Origin of the sequence: Pseudomonas sp. (genome assembly GCF_036387035.1) — a bacterium.
Classification (GTDB): Bacteria; Pseudomonadota; Gammaproteobacteria; order Pseudomonadales; family Pseudomonadaceae; genus Aquipseudomonas.
In genome coordinates, this window is sequence record NZ_DASVUM010000133.1 from 1 (window position 1) to 25417 (window position 25417).

22 protein-coding genes and 1 pseudogene are annotated in these 25417 nt (G+C 63.7%); 7 read left to right on the plus strand and 16 right to left on the minus strand.

Annotation, left to right across the window (positions count from 1 at the left end; all coding sequences use genetic code 11):
- Window positions 1–7 precede the first annotated feature (7 nt).
- Window positions 8–1180, minus strand: a complete 1173-nt coding sequence (locus tag VF672_RS12835) for an aspartate aminotransferase family protein (RefSeq protein ID WP_331104964.1) — start codon at window positions 1178–1180, stop codon at window positions 8–10.
- 100 nt (window positions 1181–1280) lie between these two features.
- Between VF672_RS12835 and VF672_RS12840 the strand changes: the two genes are divergently transcribed.
- From VF672_RS12840 to VF672_RS12850, 3 genes are all read left to right on the plus strand, one after another.
- Window positions 1281–2183, plus strand: coding sequence for a LysR family transcriptional regulator (locus VF672_RS12840; RefSeq protein WP_331104965.1), 903 nt, complete (start codon window positions 1281–1283; stop codon window positions 2181–2183).
- A gap of 190 nt (window positions 2184–2373) precedes the next feature.
- Complete coding sequence (locus VF672_RS12845) at window positions 2374–3390, plus strand: zinc-dependent alcohol dehydrogenase family protein (protein ID WP_331104966.1); 1017 nt, start codon at window positions 2374–2376, stop codon at window positions 3388–3390.
- Window positions 3391–3609: 219 nt separating this feature from the next.
- Window positions 3610–4548, plus strand: a complete 939-nt coding sequence (locus tag VF672_RS12850) for a hypothetical protein (protein ID WP_331104967.1) — start codon at window positions 3610–3612, stop codon at window positions 4546–4548.
- Here the strand turns inward: VF672_RS12850 and VF672_RS12855 are convergent.
- The 3 genes and pseudogenes from VF672_RS12855 to VF672_RS12865 all read right to left on the minus strand — a co-directional run bounded on the left by VF672_RS12855 (window position 4535) and on the right by VF672_RS12865 (window position 7048).
- Entirely contained in the window at window positions 4535–4852 is a 318-nt protein-coding gene (locus VF672_RS12855) for a class I SAM-dependent methyltransferase (RefSeq protein ID WP_331104968.1), read from the minus strand. The two genes, VF672_RS12850 and VF672_RS12855, sit on opposite strands and share 14 nt — an antisense overlap.
- Window positions 4853–5105: 253 nt before the next feature.
- The gene (locus VF672_RS12860) at window positions 5106–5543 is read right to left on the minus strand and encodes a DoxX family protein (RefSeq protein ID WP_331104969.1); all 438 of its coding nucleotides are present in this window, start codon (window positions 5541–5543) and stop codon (window positions 5106–5108) included.
- Between the two features lie 102 nt (window positions 5544–5645).
- Window positions 5646–7048 (minus strand): annotated as a pseudogene (locus VF672_RS12865) (transglycosylase SLT domain-containing protein).
- Between the two features lie 198 nt (window positions 7049–7246).
- On the opposite strand from VF672_RS12865, the gene VF672_RS12870 reads away from it, so the two are divergent.
- Both VF672_RS12870 and VF672_RS12875 read left to right on the plus strand, forming a co-directional pair.
- On the plus strand, window positions 7247–8071 hold the full coding sequence (locus VF672_RS12870; RefSeq protein WP_331104970.1) for a TatD family hydrolase: 825 nt from the start codon (window positions 7247–7249) through the stop codon (window positions 8069–8071).
- Window positions 8072–8190: 119 nt separating this feature from the next.
- The gene (locus VF672_RS12875; RefSeq protein ID WP_331104971.1) at window positions 8191–8412 is read left to right on the plus strand and encodes a hypothetical protein; all 222 of its coding nucleotides are present in this window, start codon (window positions 8191–8193) and stop codon (window positions 8410–8412) included.
- Between the two features lie 118 nt (window positions 8413–8530).
- Here VF672_RS12875 and VF672_RS12880 read toward each other — a convergent pair whose 3' ends face one another.
- The 6 genes from VF672_RS12880 to VF672_RS12905 form a co-directional block, all read right to left on the minus strand.
- On the minus strand, window positions 8531–9325 hold the full coding sequence (locus tag VF672_RS12880; protein ID WP_331104972.1) for a thioesterase family protein: 795 nt from the start codon (window positions 9323–9325) through the stop codon (window positions 8531–8533).
- 103 nt (window positions 9326–9428) lie between these two features.
- Window positions 9429–10193, minus strand: a complete 765-nt coding sequence (locus tag VF672_RS12885; protein ID WP_331104983.1) for a CHAD domain-containing protein — start codon at window positions 10191–10193, stop codon at window positions 9429–9431.
- Window positions 10194–10224: 31 nt separating this feature from the next.
- Window positions 10225–12225 carry a DUF3488 and DUF4129 domain-containing transglutaminase family protein gene (locus VF672_RS12890; RefSeq protein ID WP_331104973.1) on the minus strand — a complete coding sequence of 667 codons (2001 nt, stop codon included), beginning with the start codon at window positions 12223–12225 and terminating at the stop codon, window positions 10225–10227.
- Between the two features lie 28 nt (window positions 12226–12253).
- Window positions 12254–13210, minus strand: coding sequence for a DUF58 domain-containing protein (locus VF672_RS12895; protein WP_331104974.1), 957 nt, complete (start codon window positions 13208–13210; stop codon window positions 12254–12256).
- A complete protein-coding gene (locus VF672_RS12900) occupies window positions 13207–14124 on the minus strand; it encodes a MoxR family ATPase (protein WP_331104975.1) in 918 nt (305 codons plus the stop codon). The genes VF672_RS12895 and VF672_RS12900 overlap by 4 nt, the downstream gene beginning before the upstream one ends.
- A gap of 187 nt (window positions 14125–14311) precedes the next feature.
- Window positions 14312–14590, minus strand: a complete 279-nt coding sequence (locus VF672_RS12905) for a hypothetical protein (RefSeq protein ID WP_331104976.1) — start codon at window positions 14588–14590, stop codon at window positions 14312–14314.
- Between the two features lie 172 nt (window positions 14591–14762).
- Here VF672_RS12905 and VF672_RS12910 point away from each other — a divergent pair, with 172 nt between their 5' ends.
- Window positions 14763–15824, plus strand: coding sequence for a patatin-like phospholipase family protein (locus VF672_RS12910; RefSeq protein ID WP_331104977.1), 1062 nt, complete (start codon window positions 14763–14765; stop codon window positions 15822–15824).
- Window positions 15825–16653: 829 nt separating this feature from the next.
- On the opposite strand, the gene VF672_RS12915 is transcribed toward VF672_RS12910, so the two are convergent.
- From VF672_RS12915 to kdpF, 6 genes are all read right to left on the minus strand, one after another.
- Window positions 16654–17343 carry a response regulator gene (locus VF672_RS12915; RefSeq protein ID WP_331104978.1) on the minus strand — a complete coding sequence of 230 codons (690 nt, stop codon included), beginning with the start codon at window positions 17341–17343 and terminating at the stop codon, window positions 16654–16656.
- Window positions 17344–17407: 64 nt separating this feature from the next.
- Entirely contained in the window at window positions 17408–20065 is a 2658-nt protein-coding gene (locus VF672_RS12920) for a sensor histidine kinase KdpD (protein ID WP_331104979.1), read from the minus strand.
- Between the two features lie 90 nt (window positions 20066–20155).
- Complete coding sequence (gene kdpC, locus VF672_RS12925) at window positions 20156–20722, minus strand: potassium-transporting ATPase subunit KdpC (RefSeq protein ID WP_331104980.1); 567 nt, start codon at window positions 20720–20722, stop codon at window positions 20156–20158.
- A gap of 65 nt (window positions 20723–20787) precedes the next feature.
- Window positions 20788–22899, minus strand: coding sequence for a potassium-transporting ATPase subunit KdpB (gene kdpB, locus VF672_RS12930; RefSeq protein WP_331104981.1), 2112 nt, complete (start codon window positions 22897–22899; stop codon window positions 20788–20790).
- A 10-nt stretch (window positions 22900–22909) separates the two neighbouring features.
- On the minus strand, window positions 22910–24604 hold the full coding sequence (gene kdpA / locus VF672_RS12935; RefSeq protein WP_331104982.1) for a potassium-transporting ATPase subunit KdpA: 1695 nt from the start codon (window positions 24602–24604) through the stop codon (window positions 22910–22912).
- 5 nt (window positions 24605–24609) lie between these two features.
- Window positions 24610–24705, minus strand: a complete 96-nt coding sequence (kdpF, locus tag VF672_RS12940; RefSeq protein ID WP_037009437.1) for a K(+)-transporting ATPase subunit F — start codon at window positions 24703–24705, stop codon at window positions 24610–24612.
- 559 nt (window positions 24706–25264) lie between these two features.
- On the opposite strand from kdpF, the gene VF672_RS12945 reads away from it, so the two are divergent.
- Window positions 25265–25417, plus strand: a 153-nt coding sequence (locus tag VF672_RS12945) for a transposase (RefSeq protein WP_331104984.1), incomplete at its 3' end; no start/stop codon positions are given.

The following is a 25417-nucleotide window of genomic DNA, read 5'->3' on the forward strand; positions in this document are numbered from 1 at the left end:
CGCGGGATCAACCAGCCAGCGCCCCCGCCACCCCCGCCACGATTCTGTCCACATCCGCCTCGTCAATCATCAATGGCGGCAGCAGCCGGATCGTCTGCCCGCGCGTCACGTTGATCAGCACCCCGTATTCCTGCGCCGCCACCAGGCACAAATCCCGAATCGGGCGCGTCAGCTCGATGCCGATCATAAGCCCCATCCCGCGCACCTGCACCACATCAGGGTGCCCGGCCAGCGCTGCCCGCAGCCCCGCCAGCAGCCGCTCGCCCTGAATGGCAGCATTGTGCAAAAGACCCTGCCCCTCGACGATGGCCAGCACCGTGCAACCGACCCGGCACGCCAGCGGGTTGCCGCCGAATGTACTGCCGTGGCTGCCCGGCGTGAACAGCCGGGCCACCGCCGTCGTTGCCAGGCACGCGCCGATGGGAATCCCGTTGCCCAGCGCTTTTGCCAGGGTCATGACATCGGGCGAGATCCCTTCATGCTCAAAGGCAAACCAGCGTCCGGTCCGGCCGATGCCGGTCTGGATCTCGTCGAGCATCATCAGCCAGCCGTTGCGCGTGCAATGGCCGCGCAGTGCTTTCAGATACCCCGGTGGCGGCAACGCGACGCCACCCTCCCCCTGAATCGGCTCGACCAGCACCGCGACAATGCGCTCGCCGTAGACGCGTGTCGCCCGTTCAACCGCAGCCATGTCGCCAAATGCCACCTTCACGAACGCCCCGGACATGGGCTGGTAACCCAGACGCGCTGCGCCGTTGTCGCTGGCGGACAAGGTGCCGAGGGTGCGGCCGTGAAAGGCGTTGTCCATCACCATCACCAGCGGATGCTCGATGCCTTTGGCCCAGCCATACAAACGCGCGAGTTTGAGCGCGGTTTCGTTGGCCTCGGCACCTGAATTATTAAAGAACACCTGCTCCAGCCCCGACAGCTGGGTCAGCCGCTGCGCCAGTTTCTGCTGCCAGTCGATGCGGTAATGGTTGGACGTGTGCAAGAGCATCCCGGCCTGTTCGCTGATCGCCGCGACAATCTGCGGATGGCTGTGCCCAACGTTGGTCACAGCGACCCCCGCGACGGCATCCAGGTATTGACGGCCGCTGTCGTCCCACAGCTGCGCGCCTTCGCCACGGATGAAGCTCAAGGGCATCGGTTTGTAGGTGTTCATCAGGCAGGCAGCGGTCATGTCAGTGGCTCCATCACGGGTGAGTGATGGCCAGTATCGTTAGCCGCTTCTGATGTATAAAGAGCGTCATCCTTCAGTGACTTTAAAGCAGGGCTTGATAATGGACGTGTTTCTGGCGATGACAGTCTTCGTCAAGGTGGTGGAAGGCGGCAGCATGACCGCCGCCGCGCGTCAGTGCGAAATCTCGACGACGATGGTCGGCAATCACCTCAAGGCGTTGGAACGACGGCTCGGCGTGAGCCTGTTGCAGCGCACCACGCGGCGGCAAAACCTCACGGAGTTTGGCCTGGAGTATTACCGGCGCTGCGTCGAAGTGCTCGGGCTGGTCAACGACTCCGAACGCATGGCCGAACAGGCGCAGACCGAACCCAGCGGCACATTGCGCGTCACCGCCCCGCCGGCCTTTGGCGCGGAGCGCCTGTCGCCGATGCTCAGCGACTTCGTCCAGCGCTACCCGGGCATCAAGGTGGAAGTCGTGCTCAGCAACCAGATCATGGACCTGATCGAGCACGGATTCGACGCCGCCATCCGCCTTGGCACGCCGGAATCATCGGCTTTGATTGCCCGGCCGCTGCACGATTACACCCTGACCATCTGCGCCGCGCCCGCGTACCTGAAACGCCGGGGCACGCCCAAGTCCGCCGACGACCTGCGTGGACACGACTGTCTGGCGTTCGCCTATCCGGCGGGTGACGACTGGCGCGCCTCCGAAAAACTGTGGCGCCTGACCGGTCCCGACGGCGTGGTAGAGGTCCCGGTGTCGGGCTCGATGAACGTCAACAGCACGCCGGCGCTGCGTCAGGCCGTCCTTGCCGGCATGGGCGTGTCGATGCTCCCGGACGTACTGATCAGCGAGGACCTGGCCAGCGGAAGACTTGTCCCGCTGCTGCAGGAGTACCAGCCGCCCAGCCGCACGCTGTGGCTGATGTACCCCCAGGACCGCTATCGCCTGCCCAAGGTCCGGCAGTTTGTCGAACACGCGCTGCGCGCCTGGGGCAAATAGCGCACGTGTGCGGCACTTGCCTGATTGAGCCGCAGTGAGTCCGCAGCCTGCGCCGCGACTCGCCCTGTTGATCTTGTCCGCAACGCGAATTGATAGCGCAGATGTCGGGTATCGACCGAGAGAAATAGTGCCCCTTGGCTGCCCTCGATACAGTTGTTGCAACACTCAACGACATGCATCGAGGTTAAAAATGTCACGCGCCATCAAATTCCATCGCTTCGGCAAAGCCGATGTGCTCAGTTGCGAGGAGCAGCCTGACCGGTCCCCCGGCGCACAGGAGGTGCTGGTTCGTGCCCAAGCCATCGGCATCAGCTGGGACGACGTGTTGTGGCGGCAAAACCTGTCATTGGCGCCCGTACAATTGCCCGCGGGCCTGGGCAGCGAAATGGCCGGCATCGTTGAAGCCGTGGGCGCAGGTGTGACCGACTTGAAGGTGGGCGACAGGGTCGCGAGCTTTAAAGCCGTGAGCGCCAACCAGTACCCGGTGTGCGGCGACCACGTGATGGTGCCGCGCAACGCCCTGACCCGCTACCCGGAAACACTGACGCCGGTGGAAGCCAGCGTTCACTACACGCCGATGCTGCTGGCTTATTTTGCGTTCGTCGACCTGGCCAACGTGCAGCCCGGCCAGACCGTGCTGATCACCGACGCCACGTACAGCCCCGGGATTGCCTTCGTGCAATTGGGCAAGGCGCTGGGCCTGCGCGTCATTGCCGCGACCGCCCACAGTGAAGACCGTGAGTACCTGCTGGCGAACGGTGCCGATAGGGTGATTGTCACCGACGAAGACGACATCTGCCTGCGCATTGATTCCCTGACCCAGGGCCACGGCATCGAAGCGGTGTTCGACGGTCTGGGCGGCATGCAGATGTCGATGCTGGGTGATGTGCTGGCCCCGCGCGGCAGTCTGGTGCTGTATGGCCTGCGCGGCGGCAACAGAACGCCTTTCCCGGCCCTGCAAGCGTTCCGCAAGAACATGCGGTTTCACGTGCACTGCCTGGAAAACTTCACCGGCAAGCCGGAGCTGGGCATCGAGCAGAATGGCCCCGCGTTGCACCGCGCACTGGAAGCGATCAACGCGCTGACCGCCAAGGGTCTACTCAAACCGGACATCCACCGCACCTGGCCGTTCGAGCAGTTCGGCAAAGCGCACAACCACCTCGACGAACACCCGGTGCGCGGCCGTGTGGTGCTCAAAGTCAAATGAGCAGCCACTCGGCAACGATGGGCAATTACGCCCTAAGATATGTCCGGTGAGCCGCTGATCCCGGTAGCACCCGCCTGACGCTCACATCCAGAAACACTCGCCACAACACATCGGGTTGACCCAGGCGAGGCGACGGCCAGACTCCTCGGAAAGATTCGAGCGACGCATCGCTCAGGCCGCTCCACCCCGGAGCTTCATCAGACGTCAAGGAATGACATCATGCCTCTTCACGCACCCGCACTATCTCGCCCGCCTCATCTGGACTGGATGGCACAGACGCCCGACATCGGCCGGCTGCGCATCGACCAACTCATCCTGCCCGGCACCCACAACGCCGGCAGCGACAAGCTTTCCCCCAACGTAGGCATCCCTCAGGAAAAGGCCCAGGACGTCGCGCCAGTGGAGCAATTGCGCCAAGGGGTGCGGGCACTGGACCTGCGCGTGGCGTTTTTTGCCAAATATGAAAAAGGCGACCCGCGCCGGTTTCAGCTGTTTCACCTGACCTCATCGGGGCGCACCGTCGCCGGGGACATTCTGGCGTGCGTGCAGGCGTTCTTTGAAGAACTGGAGCGGATCGGCTCGCCCGCCAGAGAGATGGTCATTCTGGACGTTCACCAGTTCAAGGATTTCTCCGAATCAACCCATCGGGAGTTTCAGGATCTGCTGATAAACACCCTCGGGCCGAGGGCTCTGCCTCGTCACCTGGGCACGCTGGCGCTGGAAGACATCTGGCGCGATCATCCGGGCAAGAATGTCGTCATAGCCTACAACCGAAGCGCCGCGGAGGCGTTGCTGTGGCAAGGGGTCAAACAGCGGTGGCCGGGCGAAAACCTGTTCAACACCAACACCCTGAAGGCGTTCGTCAACGAAGTAGCGGTGGAGTACAAACCCGAGTTAAGCCTGACCGCCATCCAGTGCGCCAAGTATTCACTGCCGCTGCACGCCCCGAGTGACTTGAGCCTGAAGATTGACCAGTGGTTTGCGTCCGCTGACGAGACCAGCTTCATCCAGAATTTTTACATCATCAACACCGACTGGACCCTGCGCAGTGCACTGGTCAGCCATTGCCGTCACGCTAACGGTGTGCGGGCGCGTTTCGCCCTGCGCCATCCCGCTCAGCCGCTGCAACCCAAACGGCGGGCGCTCAGCAACGCGTGATCAAGCCCTGCCGAGCGACGCGGACCAGTTGGTGAATCACCGCGTCCGCGCGCTCGGCCGTCGGCGCCTGAATCACCCCCAGGTCGAACTGGTCGTTGCTGAAGCGCTCGAGGGCGTCGTCGGATTCGATGAACTGGATGAGAAAGGCGTGGGGCCCGCCTTGGCGACGCGGCCAGCCGTCGAGGTAGCGCAGCAGCGTGGGCTGATGGGCACCGCCCAGGAGGATTTGCGGATTACGACGATTGAACTGGCTGGCGATGGGGGCCAGACGAACGAGGGGACGCGGGTCGGAATGACGGCTCATAGTGTCGTTTTCTCTGCCTCATTGATCCGCTGGGCAGCGGTGAGAGGCAACACCGAACCAGCGCTTTAGCGGAATTTCGATGACGAATGACCGTCACCCGGCGCCCCGCAAGTAGCTGTTTAAATCGGCGCATGAACGGCATCCTAGAGAAGCGCCGTGGGCATTGTCAATCGGCGGGCCGGTCGCGGGCCCGAAAACGCGACGCAAAAAAATCCCGGCGTCTTGAGAGGCCGGGATTTTTTTTTGGCGTGGGTTAACGACGTGCGATCAGCCGGTCGAGGGACAGGCGGCCAGCGCCTTCGAACAGCACCGCAACCGCACCGGCGATCAGTGCCAGGCCGAACTCATAACCGTTATTGGCCATGAACAAGCCGTTGTGGATGTGCACGGAAAGAATCGCCACGACCAACATTATGATCACCACCAGCGCTGCAGGCCGGGCCAGCAAGCCGAGAAACAGCGCGAGGCCGCCGAAGAATTCCGCACTGCCGGACATCAGGGCCATGAGGTAGCCAGGGTTCAGGCCGAGGCTGGCCATGTACTGGCCGGTGCCTTCCAGACCATAGCCGCCGAACAGGCCGAACAGTTTCTGGCTACCGTGGGCCATGAGGATGATGCCGATGAGAATCCGCAGGCCGGTGATGCCGTAACCCGCGTGGGTGTTGAAGATCGATTTGAGTGTTGTGTTCATGGCGCTTAATTCCGTCTGAGTGGAGAATGGCGCCATCATAATCGGTTATATAAATTAGAAAATGGCAAAATACTCGCCATACCTATCCAATATGTAGATGTATCAGCGAGCCTCGGGACGCTCAAGGGAACCCCGCGCCTGGTCAAACGCCAGGAAGTACTTATTGACGCTGTTGACGTAGCTCACGACGTTCTTGCCGCCCTGCTCCATTGCCACGCGCTCGACCTGAAAAAACCACTGGTTCGGGTTGAGCCCCTGTCGCCTGGCTTCCGCGCGCATGGCCTGCACGCGCTCCGGGCGAGGTTGTAGGCCGCCAGGGTGAAGGCCATGCGCTCGCGCTCATTGATTTTCGGGCTGGCGAAGAACTTGCGCCGCAACAGCGCCAGGTATTTGCTGGCCGCCTGTACGTTGCCGTCGAGGTCATGAATATCATCAACGCCCACGCGCTGCGCGGCCGAGGGTGTGATCTGGAGCAGGCCGGTGGCGCCGCTGCCACCTTTGGCGACCGGGTTAAGCGCCGATTCCTTGAAGGCCACCGCGGCGAGGTCCAGCCAGTCCATCTTTTGCCTGTCGGCATGCAGCTGCAACGTGGGCCGCAGTTTTTCCAGGCGCTGGCGGTCCTCGCGTGCCAGCGGATAGTGGATCTGGTAACGGTCCTTGTAAGCGCTCTGGAAGGCGGCGTCCTGATTGCGCGGCGGCTCGTAGGTCTGCAGGAAGCGGTCGACGGCGCCGCGCAACACCACGGCGTCCTTGCGCACGAACCAGTTCATGTCGCCCGGATCGCTCAAGGCAGCAGCCCGGTCAATCCGCAGTTTGGGCATCACTTTGGCCCAACGCTCGGCAATCGGCTGCTCGACCACGGTCTGGTGGTAAACGCCGGCCTGAACCATTTCCAGCACATCTTCTACGGCCAGGCTCGGATCGACCCATTCGATCTTCACCGGCGGCAGTTTGCGCAGGGCCAGGTTCTGATTGAGTTGCAGGATGGCTTCATCGGCGGCGCTGCCGCTGGTCAACATCAGCGTGCGGCCGGAGAGCTGTTCGGGATGCTTGAGCCCGCGCTCACCCTTGACGCCGACCACCACCAGGGGCACCTGGCTGGCCACCGGTTCAGTGGCGTCGACATAGCGGGCGGCGCTGGCGTCGAGCAGTTCGCCCGGCGCGACAATGTCGCCCTCGCCGCGCTGCAGCGCGGCGAGCAGTTGGTCCTTGGCCTTGGGAATGAGCTTGAGGGAGATTTTCTGGCCGTCGCGGGCATGGCTGTTGAGGTAGGTTTCGAACGCCTGCAATCGACGGCATTCGACGCCAACCGGCTCGCCCTGGACCTGGGCGGAACTGTTGCGGCTCTGATTGACCAACACCCGCAGCACTTTGCCGCTGCGGATCGCCGGCAAGTCGCGAACCTGGCTCTTTTTGATCACCACGGGCGGGCCGGCGGGACGCGGCGAGGCGTGGCTGGGCACGGCCATGACGCACATCAGGGAAAACAGCGAGGCTCGGATCATTGACGCTCCGATGAAAGGCCGAAAAAAACGGGCTTGAAGTCTGTGCCGGACAGCTGAACGGCTCGCAGCGCATATTGCAGCGTGCGTCAGCAAGGGTCAGTCACAGGGTTATGTTTATTCCAAGCATTTGAGCCTGCTTGTTTTTTATCGCTTCAATCGCTCTGGTATTCTTCTCGGCCTCTGGCCTGAGGTAGCACCATGCAACTAATAGACATTGGCGTCAACTTGACCAACCCAAGCTTCGCCGCCCGCGAACGCGAGGTGGTGGAGCGGGCGTACTCCGCCGGCGTCGGTCAGTTGATCCTCACCGGCACCGACGTCGAGGGCAGCGAAAGCGCACTGCAATTGTCGCGTCGGCTCGACGAAAGCGCCGAGCGCCTGTTCAGCACCGCCGGCATTCATCCGCACTCGGCAAGCGCGTGGACCGGCGAAACCGAAAGCCGGCTCAAGGCGCTGTTACGCGAAAAGACGGTCTGCGCGGTGGGCGAATGCGGGCTGGATTTCAATCGCGACTTCTCCCCTCGTCCGCAGCAGGAGAAGGTGCTGGAGGCGCACCTGGCGCTTGCCGTCGAGCTGCAACTGCCGGTGTTTCTGCATGAACGCGACGCCGACGAGCGTCTGCTCGCCATCCTTCGGGATTATCGTGATCAGCTTCCGGCGGCGGTGGTGCATTGCTTCACCGGGGAAAAGCGCGCGCTGTTCAACTACCTGGACCTCGACCTGCACATCGGCATCACCGGCTGGATCTGCGACGAGCGCCGGGGCACGCACCTGCATCCGCTGGTCAGGGAAATTCCCCGTGGCCGGTTAATGCTGGAAAGCGACGCGCCGTACCTGCTGCCTCGCACCCTACGGCCCAAACCCAAAAACGGGCGCAACGAGCCGGCCTACTTGCCGGAGGTGCTGCGCGAAGTGGCGTTGCACCGGGGCGAAAGCCCGGCTGATGTGGCGACCCACACCACCGATTGCGCGCGGTCGTTCTTTTCGCTGCCCGTGGTGGAGCCATTCTCCCGGGAGACATAGAAGCAGCGTGCCGCCTATCAGGCTGATAGCAAACCTCGATTCGCTGAAGTGAACCTCCGGGCCTATTCTCACCTCTATCGAAAACACTTCTTGTTTACGCTTTTTGAGAGGGGAGCATCATGCCCAAGTTCATCACGGACCTTCACATCGGCGAGTTCTTCAACCCGTCGCGCAAGTCAGGCCTGCCGGCAAACGCCGTGCTGTCGTCACTGGCGTTCCCGCTGTCCATTGTCTCCGGCCTGTTGCTGCTGGACGGCGCGCTGAACAGCAGCCTCACGTCAGCAGCCATTGGCGTGCTCGGTCTGGTAGCGGCGCAGGCAATAAAAGCCCGAGGCCAATAAGGCCTTGGGTTTTCGAGTTGCACGGTAACAATTCTTCCGAGCACAGGCTTAGCGTTCGTGCCTGCGCGATACCCGCTCACGCAAACCCTTTTTACTGCCCTCCCTCTTAGCCCAAGACTTAGCCAAAGACGGTCACCGTCTGGCGGCTGATCGCTACCAACTCCCCTTTTGGTGTCCACAATGCCGCGGCGGTATGACCGTACCCATCGCGGGCGTGCTCGATCACGGCTCGGTACTGAGTCCAGTCATGGGTCGTCAGCGCGGGCAACGGCTGCACGAACTCAATCGTCCACGTCAACGAGCTTCCCGGCGCCGGCCTGTTCAGGTGCGGCAATACGGCGGGCGGCCAGGTGTCGACCAGCGCCAGCAGATGCGCTTCGGTCAGCGGCTCCTCCTCTACATCGCGCAGACGCGCATAGCCGCCAATCGCCGGCGACGGCGTGTTGGAAAACGGCAGCCCGCCCAGCGCCCAGCGCAGGTCGATGTAGCGAAGGTATTCAGGCATCACCCCTGAAACGAAGGGGAACGGCTCAATCGCTTCCACCGGCTTGAATACCGGCGCAGGCGCGGCGGCCACTGCAATCATCGACTCGCGGGGTGCGCCGAAGCTGCCCTGTATCAGCGTCATCACTTCGCCGTTCTGCACCGCCCGGCCCAGCACTTGGCTGACGGCCTTGCCCTCGCGCAGGATCTCGACCTCGAACGCAATCGGGGTATCGATGGCCGGCGGGGCGACGAAACAGATCGCCAGCGAACGAACTGGCCGGTCTTTCGACACCTTGGCGCGCATCGCTTCGAACAACAGCGCGGCCATCAATCCGCCGAAACAGGCACGTCCCTGGGCCCAGGACGCAGGGATGCTGACGGATTCGGGATGGGTGCGGACGGCGTCGAGCAGCTCGGAGAAGGTCATGCGCGTTCCAGAAGTGGCAGGCGGTAGGCCCGAATGTTAGCGAGGCACGCAGCGCAGGACAGGGCGTAAAACCGCCAATCCTGCGGACGAATGGTGCTCGGCGTTAAGAATGCCGCCCGAAGCAAGCCTGGTACAAACGCTCCAGAACCTTGTCGGACTCTTCTTCGGCGCGGCGAATGCCCAATTCCCACCCGGCCACGCAGGGCGCCAGGTCCGCCTGGTGCCGCGCCTGCTCCAGCCATTGCAGATGATCGTGCCAGTCGCCCAGCGCACCTTGGGCTGCTTTCAGGCGGCGCTGCATGTTCTTGGGCTGGTGACTGAGTTTCGGGTAGGCCTCGGCGGCGTAACGCACGCGCTTGATCAGCAGGCGCAGGCGATGGCGGTCGTGGGCCGGGTCGCCCATGGCCTTGCGCAGTTGCTTCCACTGTTTGTCCAGACGTTTTTCAATGCGCTGGCGCAGCGAGTCGAGCAGGCCATGGCGCGCTTGAGTGCGCAGCAGGGCCGGCAATTGATCCAGCACACCGAACAGCCGATTGAGCTCCGCTGAGCTCGCCACCCTCGGGCACGCTGCTTTCAGGTACTGCTCGCGCTTGCTTGCCGCCTGGGTCAGGCCCTGCTCGTCGAGAAACGCCGCCAGCACCTGCATGTCGCGCAATGGCGTGGTCAGGGCACCGACCTCCTTCGCCGCCGCTTCTACCTGATCCAGCCCCGGCAAACCGCGCAGGGGCCGCAGCACACTGCGCAGACGCCTGACCGTGGTGCGCAAATCGTGCAGCGCTTCGCTGTCGGTGGAGGCCTCTAGCCGCGCGTGGCAGGCCAGCAGTTTAACGTTAAGGCCGATAATCTCGGCGACCAGATGATCGACCATCGCTGACATGAAACACTCCCTGGCTAATGATTTACGGCTGTTTATCTCTCACGGCGGACAAGCGCCACGGCAGGCTGCGGCGCAGGGCCTTCAAACGCTGACGCAGTAACCCCACAGAGCCGGTTGCCCCGGCGTAACGCTGGGCCTCGAACTCACGGACAAAATCCCCGATCGCTTGCGCCTGCGCCGGCAATTGCTCGGCCGCCCGTTGGGCGAAGGCCTGGGCGCCCTCACCCGGCTGCCGTTTAAGACCCTGTCGCATGAGCAGACGTTCGAATTGCTTGAACAGGCGCAGTTGTGAATCGCTTTCGCGCCGCCAAGGCTTGAACAGCCACAACGCCAGCAGCCCCAGAATAATCGCGGCGCCGCCCGCGAATACCGGCGCCTGAAAACCGGAAAACCAACGGCCCAGCACTTGCAGCTGCTGTTGCCCCTGATAGCCCAGCACCCAGCGCTGCCAGCCGTAATTGAGGTTGTCCCAGCTCATGCGGATCGAGTTCACCCACGCCAGGTGCCGATAGCGCAACACCGACATCGGCGAATCGCCCAAGAACTCTTCATCCGCCGCCAACGCCTGCTCAAGGCCCTGCTCGACCCGCGCCGGCGCCACGGCGGCAGTTGGGTCGACGCTGCGCCAGCCCACGCCCGCCTGCCAGTATTCGACCCACGCGTGTGCATCAAACTGACGCACGGTGAGGTAATTGCCGTCCGGGTTCACCTCACCCCCCTGATAACCGGCGACGACCCGCGCCGGCACGCCAGCCGCCCGCAACGCAAAGGTCATCGCACCGGCGTAATGCACGCAAAATCCCGCGCGGCTGCCGAACAGGAAGTCGTCAATGCTGTTGGCGCCCAGCGTGGGGGGCTTAAGGGTGTAGCGGAACGGCTGTGAGGTGAAATATGACAGCAGCGCGTCCACCATCCCGTCGGTGTCAGGGTGGCGCCGGTGCAGGTCCGCCACCCATTCGCGCACCTGGGGATTGCCTTTGGCGGGCAGCTGCAGGGCCTGTAACCGCGCCCCGTCGCTGAGCACAGTCTCGCGCACGGCGTCGGGCCATGACTCGACGCTGTACAGCATCGATTGCTCGATCGGCCGCCGCCGCTGCCAGCGGAAATCGCTCATCTGGCGCACGCCGGCCAGATCGGTCTGCCCCACGTCGAGGGTCATCAGCCATGGCTTGCCGGTCGGCTCCAGCACCACGCTGTAATTGATCCGCTCGCCTTCACGGCTCCACACCGGCGCGTCCGGCACTTGCGCCCGCGAGGATTGCGACCAGCGTCGGCCGTCGAATTGCTCCAGCGTCAACGCGCGCCAGTACAACTGATGGCGTGGCGGCAACGGGCCGTCAAAACTGGCGCGAAAGACCAGCTCGGCGGACTTGCTCAGCTCGGCGATGTCCCCGGGCGCCATGCTGTCGGAGAGTCCGGTCAGCGCCTTGTTGCTCGGTTGCGGCAACGACCACAGGGGGTCCAGGCGCGGGAAAAACAGGAACAGCAAAAGCATCAGCGGCACGGCTTGCAACAGCAGTTTGGCCGACAGTCTCAGTGTCGATGCCGGCTTGCTGGAAATGCCGGACTGCTGAAGGCCGATCAACGACGCCAGCAGTGTGGTGATTGGTAGCAGGGTAAACAGGCCCCAGAGCAGCGAGTCCTCGAACAGATACCCCACCGCGATACAGAAGAAGCCGAGAAAGATCAGCACCAGCGCATCGCGTCGGGTCTGCATCTCCAGCATCTTTAGAATGAACGCCGCGATGAGCAACGCCGCCCCCGCATCCAGCCCGATCAAACTGCCGCGCGCCAGGTAGATGCCCCCGGCGGTGCCGACCAGTAACCCCGACTTGATCCAGGTCCCGGGGATGGGCACGCGCATGCGAAAGATTTGAATGCGCCAGAATGAGCAGGCCAGCCACAGCACGATCAACGCCACTGGCACGTGCAAGGCAAACGGAACAATCACCAGCGCCTGGGCGATCAGCAGCCAGTTGAGGCTGACCCGCGGGATCGGCCGGGCGAGACTGGTGGACGTCATCGCGCGATTCGGCCCATGGCTTGCCCCATCATGCGCGCACCCCGTACAGCGCCAGTTGGCGCAAACAGGCTTCGCGGTGGGCGTCGCCGCTGTCGACGGCGGAGATGAAGCCCGGCAGGCGCAACGCGAAAGGCTGCTGACGCTGGGACAATTCCAGCACCCAATAGCACAGGCGCGACAGCCGCTCTTCGATGTCCCCGCCCAGCGCCATGAAGTCCAGGCACAGGTCGTGGCCGCTGAGATCACTGAACTCCTTGACCATCAGCCCCTGCCCGCGGGACCAGGCTTTCCAGTGCATGCGCCGCATCGAGTCACCCGCCTGCCACAGGCGCAGGCCTTGATAATCATCAACCCCCGGCCCCGTCGTCGCGTGCCCGTCGTCTTCGGCGTGGGGCTGTGCGCCACGCAACAGCGGCATCGTCCCAGCGAGCGGTTGCGGGTAGATCAGCACGATTTGTTCGAGGTCCAGCCAGCTCCAGGCGCGGAAAATGCCCAGCGGGAAGACGCTCTCCACACGCAAGCGCGGTGCCCGTAGCCAGCCGCGTTTGAGCGCCGGCAAACACAGGCCCAGTTCCACCAGGCGTTCAGCCTCGACGTCGGTCTGCTCCAGTTGCCCGCTGTCCCAGCCCAGGGCGATCGCCTGGTGCCCATGGCCGACGCTTTCCAGGCGCAGGCGCAGCTGCACCGGTTCGCCGACGAACACCGAGCGCGCCTGGCCGCCGCTGAGGATCAGCCCGCTGAGGTTGCGGTAGGTGTGCAGAATGGCAAGCACGCCCACTGACAGCATCAGGAAGGTCAGGCCATAGGCCAGGCTGTTCTGGTAGTTAATGGAAACCAGCAGCAGCAAAAACAGAATGAGCGCGTACGTGCCGCCAACCCGGGTCGGCAGGATGAAGATTCGGCGGTGATCCAGCTCGACCCGCGACGCCGGAGGGATCCGCCGCCCCACCCATTGCTGCCAGACCGGTTTGAAACGTTCGATCACAGCACCGGCACCTCGCGCAGCAAGCCTTGAACCAACGCCCCGCCGCCGTGCCCGGTCGGGTCCGTGCGCTCACGCAGGCGGTGACCGATGACGGCGGGCAGAATCGCCTGTACGTCTTCCGGGATGACGTAATCGCGTCCGGCGAGCAACGCCCAGGCGCGGGCCGCCGACAGAATCGCCAGGCTCGCCCGCGGCGATAGGCCGTAGGCGAATTGCGGCTGGCTGCGCGTGGCATCGACCAGCCGCAGCACGTAATCCACCAACGCGTCGCTGGCCCGCACTTGCCGCGCCTGTTGCTGAAGGGACGCCAGTTCGGCGTGGTCCAGCAACGGCTCGATCCGCGGCAGCAGGTCGCGACGGGACTCCCCTAGCAGCAGGGCTTTCTCCGCGGACCGCGCGGGATAACCCAGGGAAAGGCGCATGAGGAAGCGGTCCAGCTGCGACTCCGGCAAGCTAAAGGTGCCGCCCTGGCTGAACGGATTCTGGGTGGCGATGACGAAAAACGGGTCCGGCAATAGACGGGTTGCGCCCTCGATGGTGACCTGACCTTCCTCCATGGCTTCCAGCAGCGCGCTCTGGCTCTTGGGCGTGGCGCGGTTTATTTCATCGGCCAGCACCAGCTCGGCGAAGATCGGCCCGGGATGGAAGGTGAATTGCCCGGTGTCGCGATCAAAGACAGACGTGCCGAGGATGTCGCCCGGCAGCAGGTCGGAGGTGAATTGAATGCGTTGAAAGCTCAGGCCGAGCACGCGCGCCAGGGTGTGGCTCAGGGTGGTTTTGCCCATGCCGGGCAAGTCTTCGATCAGCAGGTGCCCGCCGCCCAGCAGGCAGGTCATTGCCAGCCTGACCTGAGCCTCCTTGCCGAGCACCACTTCATTGATCGCGTTGAGACACGCATCCAGTTTTCTGCCCATTGGAAGGCCTCCCCAGGCGACTGCTCATGGCTAATAGGACTGCAAACGATGCCAGTCGTGCGGCCACTGTAAGGTCAGCGTAGGCGTTTTCGCCAGAGCCAGTTTGGGGAATTGAGGGGGTGTGGGGCGAGTGCGGGGGCTGGGCGTGAGACGGCGCGGTGTCAGTCACCGCGCAGGGTAATGCACATCAACGACCCGCGCGGGACTCGCGGATGTAGAAACGGGCTTTCTCGGACTTCTCGGAGCAACCTTCGAAGGCTTCGAACTGTTGCTGGGTTTTGGCACCGGTCAGCAGTGACAGGGCCTTGGAGTAGCTGACGGTGCCGGCGAAGCCTTCGGCCTTGGCCAGATCGAGCTCGTGCCAGGCCGCGTCAAGGTTGGTGGCGCAGCTGTCGCGGTAGGCCGTTTTGCCGGCGCAACCGGTGAGAACCAACGCCAACAGGGGCAGGCAGATCCAGGCTTTCATGGGTGTTACCTCAACTAAGGAAATCGACGATGCGGCTTTGACGGCGCGGCGGATGTAAAGTGCCACACCGTGGCCACGCACGATACCCGTTTTAGGTCGTTGGCGTTACGCTGGCGTGTGATGACTCGGCCGCCTCGCGCGCCGCCCGAACGCTGACAGTGGGAAACCGCACATGAATAAACGCATCGCGCTGGTCCTGGGCTCCGGAGGCGCAAGAGGCTATGCGCACATCGGCGTCATCGAAGAGCTGGAACACCGCGGCTACGACATCGCCTGTATCGCCGGCTGTTCCATGGGCGCCGTGATCGGCGGGATCTATGCGGCGGGCAAGCTGCCGGAGTACAAGGCCTGGATCGAGAGCCTGGATTACCTGGACGTGTTGCGGCTGGTGGACGTGAGCTTTCGGCTGGGGGCGATTCGCGGTGAAAAGGTGTTCGGCAAGATCCGCGACATCGTCGGCGAGATCAACATCGAGGACCTGCCGATCCCCTACACCGCCGTGGCCACGGACCTCACCAATCAGCAGGAAATCTGGTTCCAGGAGGGCAATCTGCATTCGGCGATGCGCGCCTCGGCGGCCATTCCCAGCCTGTTCACCCCGGTTGTTCAGGGCAATCGCACCCTGGTCGATGGCGGCCTGCTGAACCCTTTGCCCATCGTGCCGGTGGTGTCGAGCCATTGCGATTTGATCGTCGCGGTCAACCTTAACTCGACCACCCAGAAGCAGTACCAATTGCCGGTGATCGAACGTCCGCCAGCGGTGAAGAAGCGTATCGACGGGCTGATGAGTTCCATTGGCTCGCACTTGCCATTCCGCCGCAAACCCGACCTGACCGGCGACGGCGCGCTGCGGCTGGCCGAGGACAGGCTCAAGCCCAGCGCCGCCGTGCTGCCGGGCAATCCGTGGCTGACGGCCGAGGCTGAATCGGCCGACCCTCAGGACCAACAACCCTCCGCCGCGCCCACCCTGTCAGGCGCACCGAAGTCGGCCAGCGGATCGATCATCATCGACAACGTCGGCCCGGCCTCACTGCTTGACCTGATCAACCAGAGTTTCGAGGTGATGCAGACGTCCCTCGCGCAATACAAGATCGCCGGCTACCCGCCCGACATCCTGATCAACGTGCCCAAACGCGTGTGCCGGTTTTTCGAATTCTACAAAGCCCCGGAGCTGATCGCCTTGGGCCGCCAGATTGCCCGCGAGACATTGGATCGGTATGAGCAGGAGCATTGAAGGTGTTACACCTGGCGCCTTCCCGGCTAAAGCCGGTCCTACATCCGAGTTCACAGCCAATTTCAGACTGAACGCAATACCTGAGTAGGACCGGCTTCAGCCGGGAAGAGGCCAGCGTGGACGCTATCAATTATGCGGTGTGGCGTCCGAAGCCTTCCCGGCTAAAGCCGGCCCCACAATTGGTTTCACCGCCAGTCCCAATGGATGCATGCGATGCTTTAGTGGGACCGGCTTCAGCCGGGAAGAGGCCAGCGTGAGCGCCATCAATGATGCGGTGCGGCATCCGACGCCTTCCCGGCTAAAGCCGGTCCCACAGTCGAGGTCAGCGCCAGTACCGATGGATGCACGCGATGCTTTTTAGTGGGACCGGCTTCAGCCGGGAAGAGGCCAGCGTGGACGCCATCAATGATGCGGTGCGGCATCCGACGCCTTCCCGGCTAAAGCCGGTCCCACAGTCGAGGTCAGCGCCAGTCCCAATAGATGCATGCGATCCATTTAGTGGGACCGGCTTCAGCCGGGAAGAGGCCAGCGTGGGCGCCATCAATTATGCGGCGCGGCATCCGACGCCTTCCCGGCTAAAGCCGGTCCCACAAAATGCGCGTGGTCAGCCAACCCGGCTAAAGCCAGTCCCAGAGTTGGGTTCACCGCCAGTCCCGATGGATGCATGCGATCGATTTAGTGGGACCGGCTTCAGCCGGGAAGAGGCCAGTGTGAGCGCCATCAATGATGCGGTGCGGCATCCGACGCCTTCCCGGCTAAAGCCGGTCCCACAATTGGTTTCACCGCCAGTCCTGCAGGGGTACGCGACTGTCGGAGGGAACACGATCCATCACGCATCCACCAACCGATACCCGACCCCCGCCTCTGTGACGATGTACCGCGGCGCGGCAGGGTCGTCGCCCAGTTTCTGGCGAAGGTGACCCACCACGATGCGCAGGTAATGGGTGTCCTCGACGTGGGTTGGCCCCCAGACGTCCTTGAGCAGTTGCTGCTGGGTGATGACCCGCCCGGGATGGCGCGCCATTTGGGCGAGCACGGCGTATTCCTTGCGGGTCAGTGCGACTTCGGTATCGCCCAGCGACACCCGGCGGTACGCCAGGTCGATGTTCAGCGGGCCAATGGCCACGGCCGACTCCACCTGACCGCTCTCTGGTGCCTGGCGTAACAGCGCACGAACGCGCGCCAGGAATTCCTGAATGCCGAACGGCTTGGTCACGTAATCGTTGGCGCCCGCGTCCAGCGCGCGTACCTTTTCGCCCTCGCTTGCACGCACCGAGAGCACCAGCACCGGCACTGCCGACCACTCACGGAACTGGCTGAGCACGTCCTGGCCGTCCATGTCCGGCAGGCCCAGGTCGAGCACCAGCAGGTCGGGTTTGTTGAGCGCCGCCTGAGTCAGGCCGTCGTCTCCGGTGCCGGCTTCCAGCACCTTGTAGCCTTGCGACGCGAGGCTGATGCGCAGGAACTTGCGGATCTGCGGCTCGTCATCGATCACCAGAATGGTCGCCGTCTGGCTCATGGGTGTCCTGTCATGAAGAAAAAGGGTCGGTCACGCGAAGGCGTGAGCGTAGCGCAAAGCGGGTTCAGACCGTTGGGTCTATTTCCGCTTCGGGCTGCGTTTGCAGCGGCAGGTGCAGGCTGATGCAGGTGCCGCGACCGTCGATGCCATCGGCCACGCTGATCCGGCCGCCATGGGCACCGACCATGCCCTGGCAAATCGCCAGACCCAGTCCTGTGCCCTGCCCGCCTCGGTCGCCACGCGCAGCGGTATAGAACATGTCGAAAATCTTTGCGCGCTCGCTTTCGGGGATGCCCGGGCCTTCATCGCTGACGGCGAAAATGATTTCCTCGTCCTGAACATCCACCGCCATCTGCAAACGGCCGTTGACCGGCGAGAAGCGCGCGGCGTTTTCGATCACATTGATCAGCGCCTGCTCGATCAGCGCGGCGTGCACATACAGCAGCGGCAATTGCGCCGACAACCGGGTCATCACCTGCAACGGCGCAAGCACCGCGCGCAGTCGGTTGAGCGCGCTGCCGACGATGTCGCCCGGCGACACCCAGTCCCGTGCCAGCTTGAGGGCGCCGTGGCCAAGGCGCGTCATGTCCAGCAAGTTCTGAATGTAGCGGTCCAGACGCTCGGCCTCGTCGCGGGTGCCCTCAAGCAACTCGCGACGGTCTTCGAGCGGGATCGCCTCGCCCAGCGCCAGCAGGCTGTCGATACTGCCGCGCATGGCGGTCAGCGGCGTGCGCAGGTCATGGGACACCGACGCCAGCAAAGCGCTGCGCAGCTGTTCGGTTTCGCCGTGCAAACGTGCGGCCTCAAGGTCTTCGGCCAGTCGTGCCCGCGCCAGGGCCTGCCCCAACGGCTGACTCAGCGCGGTCAGCAGGCGTCGGCGCTCGGGGCTGAAGGTCTGGCCCTGTTTCGCACGAATACCCAGCAACGCCAGGGGCGCGTCGTCCACCCACAACGGCAGCCACCACCAATTGCCTGACGGCAGCGTGCCGGTTCCCTTGCCTGCCGGTTGCCCATGCTGCCAGGCCCAATCCGCTGCCGCGCGTTCAAACTCGGAAAACTCCAGCGGCCCGCCCACCTCGACCTTCCAGCCGTGCTCGCGCTCATTGTCCAGCACGCACAGCTGCAACTCATCCCAACCTGCCAGGTGATGGTCGGCCGCACTGAGTACGGCCTGGCGATCGGTGGCCGCGGTCAGGCGGCGGGACAGGTCGAGCAGTTCGCTGGTCTCTTCCTGGGTGTCGCGCAGCGCTTGCAACTGGCGACGTTGGCGCGCGGCGAGGTTGCCGGTCAGCGCCGCCATCAACAGAAAGAACAGCAGCGTCAGCACGTCTTCTTCACGCTGAATGCTCAGGGAGAAATTGGGCGGGATAAACAGAAAATCATAGGCCAGAAACGACAGCACCGAGCAGACCATGGCCGGGCCGACGCTGCTGCGCACGGCCACCAGCAACACGGCGGCGAGAAACACCAGGGAGATGTTCGGCAGCGCCAGCCAGCTGGACACCGCCCAGGCCAGGGCACTGGCGCCAACCGTGGCGAACAGCGCCAGCGCGTAATCGAACCAGACCAGTTTGCGCGGCGAGCTGGATTGCGCCTGATCGGGGCGCGACTCGCTGTCGAGTACGTTGATTTCCAGGCCGTGGGCGTTGCGCAACAGACGCGACGCCAGGCCGCCGCCCAATACCCGACGCCGCAGCGACGGCCGTGACTGCCCCACCAACACCAGACTGGCGCGGCGTTCGGTGGCGTGTTGGATCAGGGTTTTCGCCACTTCCGGTGCGCGCAGGACCACCACTTCACCGCCAAGGCGCTCGGCCAGTTGCTGGGCGCTCTGCAGCCGCGCGCGCGCCAACTCATCAAACAAACGACCGTTGTCAACGTGGACCAGGCTCCACGGCAGATGCCGACGCTGCGCAACGCGGCTGGCATGGCGCACCAGACGCTCGGCCTGCGCGTCGCCATCGATCCCCACCAACAGACGACCGCGCACGGCGGGCGCCGCCTGACCCAACTGCCGATAGCCCAGCGCCAGATCGTTGTCCACCTGAGCGGCCGCGGTCTGCATGGCCATTTCCCGCAGCGCGGTGAGGTTGGTCTGGGTGAAAAACGCATCGATGGCCGCGCGCGCCTGCTCCGGCACGTAGACCTTGCCGTCGCGCAGCCGCTCCAGCAGCTCGCGAGGCGGCAGGTCAATCAGCACCAGTTCGTAAGCCTCCTGCAAGACCCAGTCAGGCAGTGTTTCGCGCACTTGCACGCCAGTGATTCCGCGCACCTGATCGTTGAGGCTTTCCAGGTGCTGAACGTTGACCGTGGTGTAAACGTCGATCCCCGCCGACAGCAGCTCCTGAATGTCTTGCCAGCGCTTGGCGTGGCGGCTGCCGGGCGCATTGGAGTGGGCCAGTTCGTCGACCAGCACCAGCTTGGGTTTCGCCGCGAGCAGGCCGTCCAGGTCCATCTCTTCGAGCACGACCCCGCGGTACTCGGAACGCAGCATGGGTTGCTGTGGCAAACCACCCAGCAGCGCTTCGGTTTCGGCACGGCCGTGGGTCTCGACGACGCCGGCCAGCAGCGAAACGCCCTGGCGCATCTGCGTGTGTGCCGCCTGCAGCATGGCGTAGGTCTTGCCGACGCCGGGCGCTGCCCCAAGGAAAACCTTCAGCCGCCCGCGATCGTCACGAGGAAGATTGACCAGCAAAGCGTCGGCGCGGGTGGTTGAATTCACGAAGGTTGTCCTGATCCATTGGATGACGGTTGATCGTTTGGCGGGCGGCATTGTAGGCGCGAGTAACGCCAGCCAAACTGTCCAGCGGACTCAGTTCACCACTTTGCCAGACGGTAACCGATCCAGACCCAGATTCAAGTCCAGCACGTTCACCACCGGCGGGCCGATCAGCGGGGTCTGGGTGCTTTCCGCCACCAGCTTCTGCACCGACTCGCGCGGCAGGTTGCGGGCCGCGGCGACGCGGGCGACCTGATACTGCGCCGCGGCTGGCGACACGTGCGGGTCAAGACCACTGCCGGAGGTGGTCAGCAGGTTCAGCGGCACCGGGCCCTGATTCTCGACTTTCTCCTTGGCGGCGTCGTCCCCTATCCGGGTTGCCAGCGCCGGATTGCTCGGCGCCAGGTTGCTCGCGCCGCTGGCCACCGTGGCAAAGGCCCCGGCAGACGGCCGCGGATGAAACCATTCTTCGCCGGTAAAATTCTGCGCGATCAATTCCGAGCCGCGCACCTTTTCATGGTCGTCATAGACCAGGCTGCCGTTGGCCTGATCCGGGAACGCCACCTGGGCGACGCCGGTGACCACCAGCGGGTAAGCCACGCCGGTGATCAGGGTCATCAGAACGATCAGGCTCACGGCCGGACGCAATACACTGGACATCATCTATTCCTCATTTCGAAGTGGGCGCTGCGCGGGGTCAGTCACCGCGCAGCGCGTTCAACGCGTTACACCAGGTGCAGAGCCGTCAACAGAAGGTCGATCGCCTTGATGCCCACGAACGGCACGACAATCCCGCCCAGCCCGTACACCAGCAGGTTGCGGCGCAGCAGGTGCGCCGCGCTGGCGGCCTGTACCCGCACGCCGCGCAGTGCCAGGGGAATCAGCACGACGATGATCAGCGCGTTGAAGACGATCGCGGACAGGATCGCGCTCTGCGGGCTGGCCAGGTGCATGACGTTGAGCACGCCCAGTTGCGGGTAGATCGCCGCAAACAGCGCCGGCAGGATGGCGAAATACTTGGCCACGTCGTTGGCGATGGAAAAGGTCGTCAGGGCGCCACGAGTCACCAGCAATTCCTTGCCGATCTGCACCACGTCCAGCAGCTTGGTCGGGTCGCTGTCGAGATCGACCATGTTGGCCGCTTCCCGCGCTGCTTGAGTGCCATCGTTCATTGCCATGCCGACGTCGGCCTGGGCCAGTGCGGGCGCGTCGTTAGCGCCGTCGCCACACATCGCCACCAGACGGCCGTCGTTCTGTTCCTGACGGATGCGCTCCAGTTTTTTCTCGGGAGTGGCTTCGGCCAGCACGTCATCCACGCCCGCCTCTGCCGCAATGGCCGCCGCCGTCAGCGGGTTATCCCCGGTGACCATGACGGTGCGAATGCCCAGTTTGCGCAGCTCCTCGAAGCGCTCGCGAATGCCCGGCTTGACCACGTCTTTCAGGTGAATCGCGCCGAGCAGTTTGCCGTCGCCGCACACCAACAGAGGCGTACCACCGGTCTTGGCGATCTTGTCGATTTCCCGCGCCAGTACAGGCGGCAGGTCACTGCGGTCACGGCCGAGGAATTTGAGCAGCGAATCCACCGCGCCCTTGCGATACACACGGCCTTCGAAGTCGACGCCGGACAAGCGGGTTTCCGCCGTGAACGGCACCGCCGTCAGTTGGCTCGGCGCAGGCTCGGTCATCGGCTGCAGGCCGCGCAGGTATTCGACGATGGACTTGCCTTCGGCCGTGTCATCGGCCAGCGAGGCCAGCAACGTGCCCTCGCTCAGTTCTTTGGGCGTCACGCCGGGGGCGGCATACACCGCCGAGCAGCGACGATTGCCGAAGGTGATGGTGCCGGTCTTGTCCAGCAGCAACACGTGCACGTCACCCGCCGCTTCCACCGCTCGCCCGGATTTGGCGATCACGTTGAGCCGCACCAGACGGTCCATGCCGGCAATGCCAATGGCCGAGAGCAGCCCGCCGATGGTGGTCGGAATCAGCGTCACCAGCAGCGCCACGAGGAACACCAGCGGCAGGTTACCGCCGGCGAAATGCGCGAACGGCTGCAAGGTCACGACCACCAGCAGGAAGATCAGCGTCAGGCCGATCAGCAAAATGTCCAAGGCCACTTCGTTGGGGGTCTTCTGGCGCTTGGCGCCTTCGACCAGGGCGATCATGCGATCCAGCGTCGATTCGCCCGGGTTGGCGCTGATGCGCACCAGCAGCCAGTCGGACACCAGTCGGGTGTTGCCGGTGACGGCCGAGCGGTCGCCGCCGGACTCGCGGATCACCGGCGCAGACTCACCGGTGATCGCGGCCTCGTTCACCGCCGCAATCCCTTCGATCACCTCGCCATCGCCGGGGATCATTTCGCCGGCTTCGACGCGGACTACATCGCCCTTGCGCAGGGTCGCGGCGTTGACCATCTCGTAGCTGCCGCTGGCGTTCCGCTTGCGAGCCTTCAGCCCTTCACTGCCGGCTTTAAGGCTGTCGGCGCGGGCCTTGCCGCGACCTTCGGCCAAGGCTTCGGCGAAGTTGGCGAACAACACGGTGAACCATAGCCACACCGCGATCTGCACGGCGACGGAGGTCGGCACCGCCGGATCGGGGATCAGGCACAGCACCGTGGTCAGGATCGCGGTCAGTTCGACCACCAGCATCACCGGTGCACGTTGCAACTGGCGCGGGTCGAGCTTGACGAACGCCTGGACCAGCGCCGGTCGCCACAGCGCGGCAAAGCCGGTTTTGGCGGAAACGTTCGAGCCGGGCTGTGCGTCATGACTCGCCGCAACGGGTTTGCCGGCCGCGCTTTTACTGTCCGAGCTCTTTGTTACGGGGGCTTGCATGTTCATGGTGTGGTCCTCAGAAGCCCAGGCTCAAGTGTTCGGCAATCGGTCCCAGTGCCAGCGTCGGCAGGAACGTCAGGCCGCCCACGAGCAGAATGGTCACGGTCAGCAAAGTGACGAACAGCGGGCCGTGGGTCGGGAAGCTGTTCTGGCCCAGCGGCGAGGTCTTCTTCGCCGCCAGACTGCCGGCCAGCGCCAGCACCGGCAGGATGTAGCCGAAGCGGCCGATGAACATCGACAGGCTGAGCATCAGGTTGTGGAACAGGGTATTGGCGCTGAAGCCGCCGAAGGCCGAACCGTTGTTGGCGGTCGCCGAGGTGTAGGTGTAAAGCAACTGACTGAAACCGTGGGCGCCAGGGTTGCTGATCGCACCCCCAGGGCCTGGCAACGACGCCGCCAGCGCACCGAACACCAGCACGCCGACCGGCATCACGATCAACGTCGCCACCAGCAACTTGACCTCACGGGCCTGAAGTTTCTTGCCCAGGTATTCCGGGGTGCGGCCGATCATCAGGCCGGCGAGGAACACTGCGATCAAGACGTTGAGCAACATGCCGTAGAGGCCTGCGCCGACACCGCCGAAGATCACTTCACCGACCATCATGTTGGCCAGGGCGATCATGCCGGTGAGCGGGTTGAGGCTGTCGTGCATGCCGTTGACCGAACCGTTAGACGCCGCCGTGGTGGTCGCGGCCCAAAGCACGGTGGCCGTGGTGCCGAAGCGGGTTTCCTTGCCTTCCATCGGCGCGGTCTGCTCCACCGACGCGATGTTCAGCGCAGGGTTAGGCTGGTACTCGGACCACATCGCCGTGGCGCCGCCAATCAAAAACAGCGCCAGCATGCAGGCGATGATCGCGCGGCTCTGGCGCATGTCCTTGACGTAGTGGCCGAAGGTGAACACCAGCGCCACCGGGATCAGGATGATTGACACCAGCTCGAACAGGTTGCTCCAGATGGTCGGGTTCTCGAACGGATGCGCCGAGTTCACACCGAAGAAGCCGCCGCCGTTGGTCCCCAGTTGCTTGATCGCGATCTGGCTGGCAGCCGGGCCCAGGGGAATGCTCTGGTCGGTGCCTTGCAGGGTGACGGCGTTCACGTAATGGGCGAAGGTCTGCGGCACGCCCTGCCACACCAGCAGCAGCGCCAGCACCAGGCACAGCGGCAGCAGGCCATACAGGGTGGCGCGGGTCATGTCAGCCCAGAAGTTGCCAAGGTGCTGCGTCGAGCGACGGCTGATGCCGCGGCAGAAGGCAACCAGAACGGCGATGCCGGTGGCGGCGCTGACGAAGTTTTGCACGGTCAGGCCGGCCATCTGGCTGAGGTAGCTCAGGGATGATTCGCCGCTGTAGCTCTGCCAGTTGGTGTTGGTGACGAAGCTCATCGCGGTGTTGAACGCCAGCGACCACTCCATGCCCGGCAAACCCTGAGGGTTAAGCGGCAAGGAGCCTTGCATGAGCAGGATGGAGAACAGCACGACGAACCCGGCCAGGTTAAAGGCCAGCAGAGCGAGGGTGTAGGTTTTCCAGTTTTGTTCGATCGAGGGATCGACGCCGGACAGGCGATAACAGAGGCGTTCGACCGGGCCCATCACCGGTGTGAGGAAGGTGCGTTGCCCTTCCATGACGTTGTAGTAGAACCGTCCCAGCAGCGGCGCGGGTAACAGCACCAGGGCGAAAAACGCCAGTATCAGCAGGTAGTCGTAACCGTGCATGGCCGTTACTCCTCGACCCGGCCGGCGCGCAGGAGCGCAACCAGCAAGTAAACGAATAACCCTGCTGCCAGCAGCAGTGACACCCCATCCAGAACGCTCATGAAAAACTCTCCGTCATACGGCGACTGCCGTGTGGGGCAATTGTCCTCAGTGGGGGTGTAAAGGAACGAGGGCGACGGGGGGCGGGAGGCATAAAGAAAGCGTAAAGAGTGAATAAAACAGGGCGTTTAGAAGCTTTACACCGTCGGCATATCCGTTATTTGTGTGGGCTGTTGTTATGGGACGGCCTAACGGCCTTGTGTTTCGCCTTCGGCGAGTTACTTGGAAAAGCACCCCAAGTAACCAAGGGTGCTTGCTCCTGGCTAGGCCCCTCGTTCCTCGGGGTTCCCTCACTCCGACGACGCTCCGTGGCCCCGCGCCGAACGGACATCCATGTCCTGACGGCGCTCTCGCCGCATCCATGCGGCTCGACCCACTGCGCGTCGTCTACGTTCGGCCTGCACCCAAGTCGCGTTTTGCGGTGTTTGAACTACCGCGTAGAAAATCAAAAGCAAATCAGAGGCAGATCAAGGGCGGGTCAAGCGCCAGGGACTTGTGGGAGTGAGCTTGCTCACGAAGGGGTCGGTACATCCACAGGATATCTGGTGTTTGAGATAAAGCATTCGCGAGCAAAACGAATTCAAACTCAAAGCAGCGGCCATGGTGCTGGACGAGGGACAATCGGTCCCTGAAGTCTGCGACAACCTCAGCATTGGCCGAACCGCCCTGCGTCGCTGGGTCGAACAAGTGCGTGCGGAGCGCCAAGGTGCAACG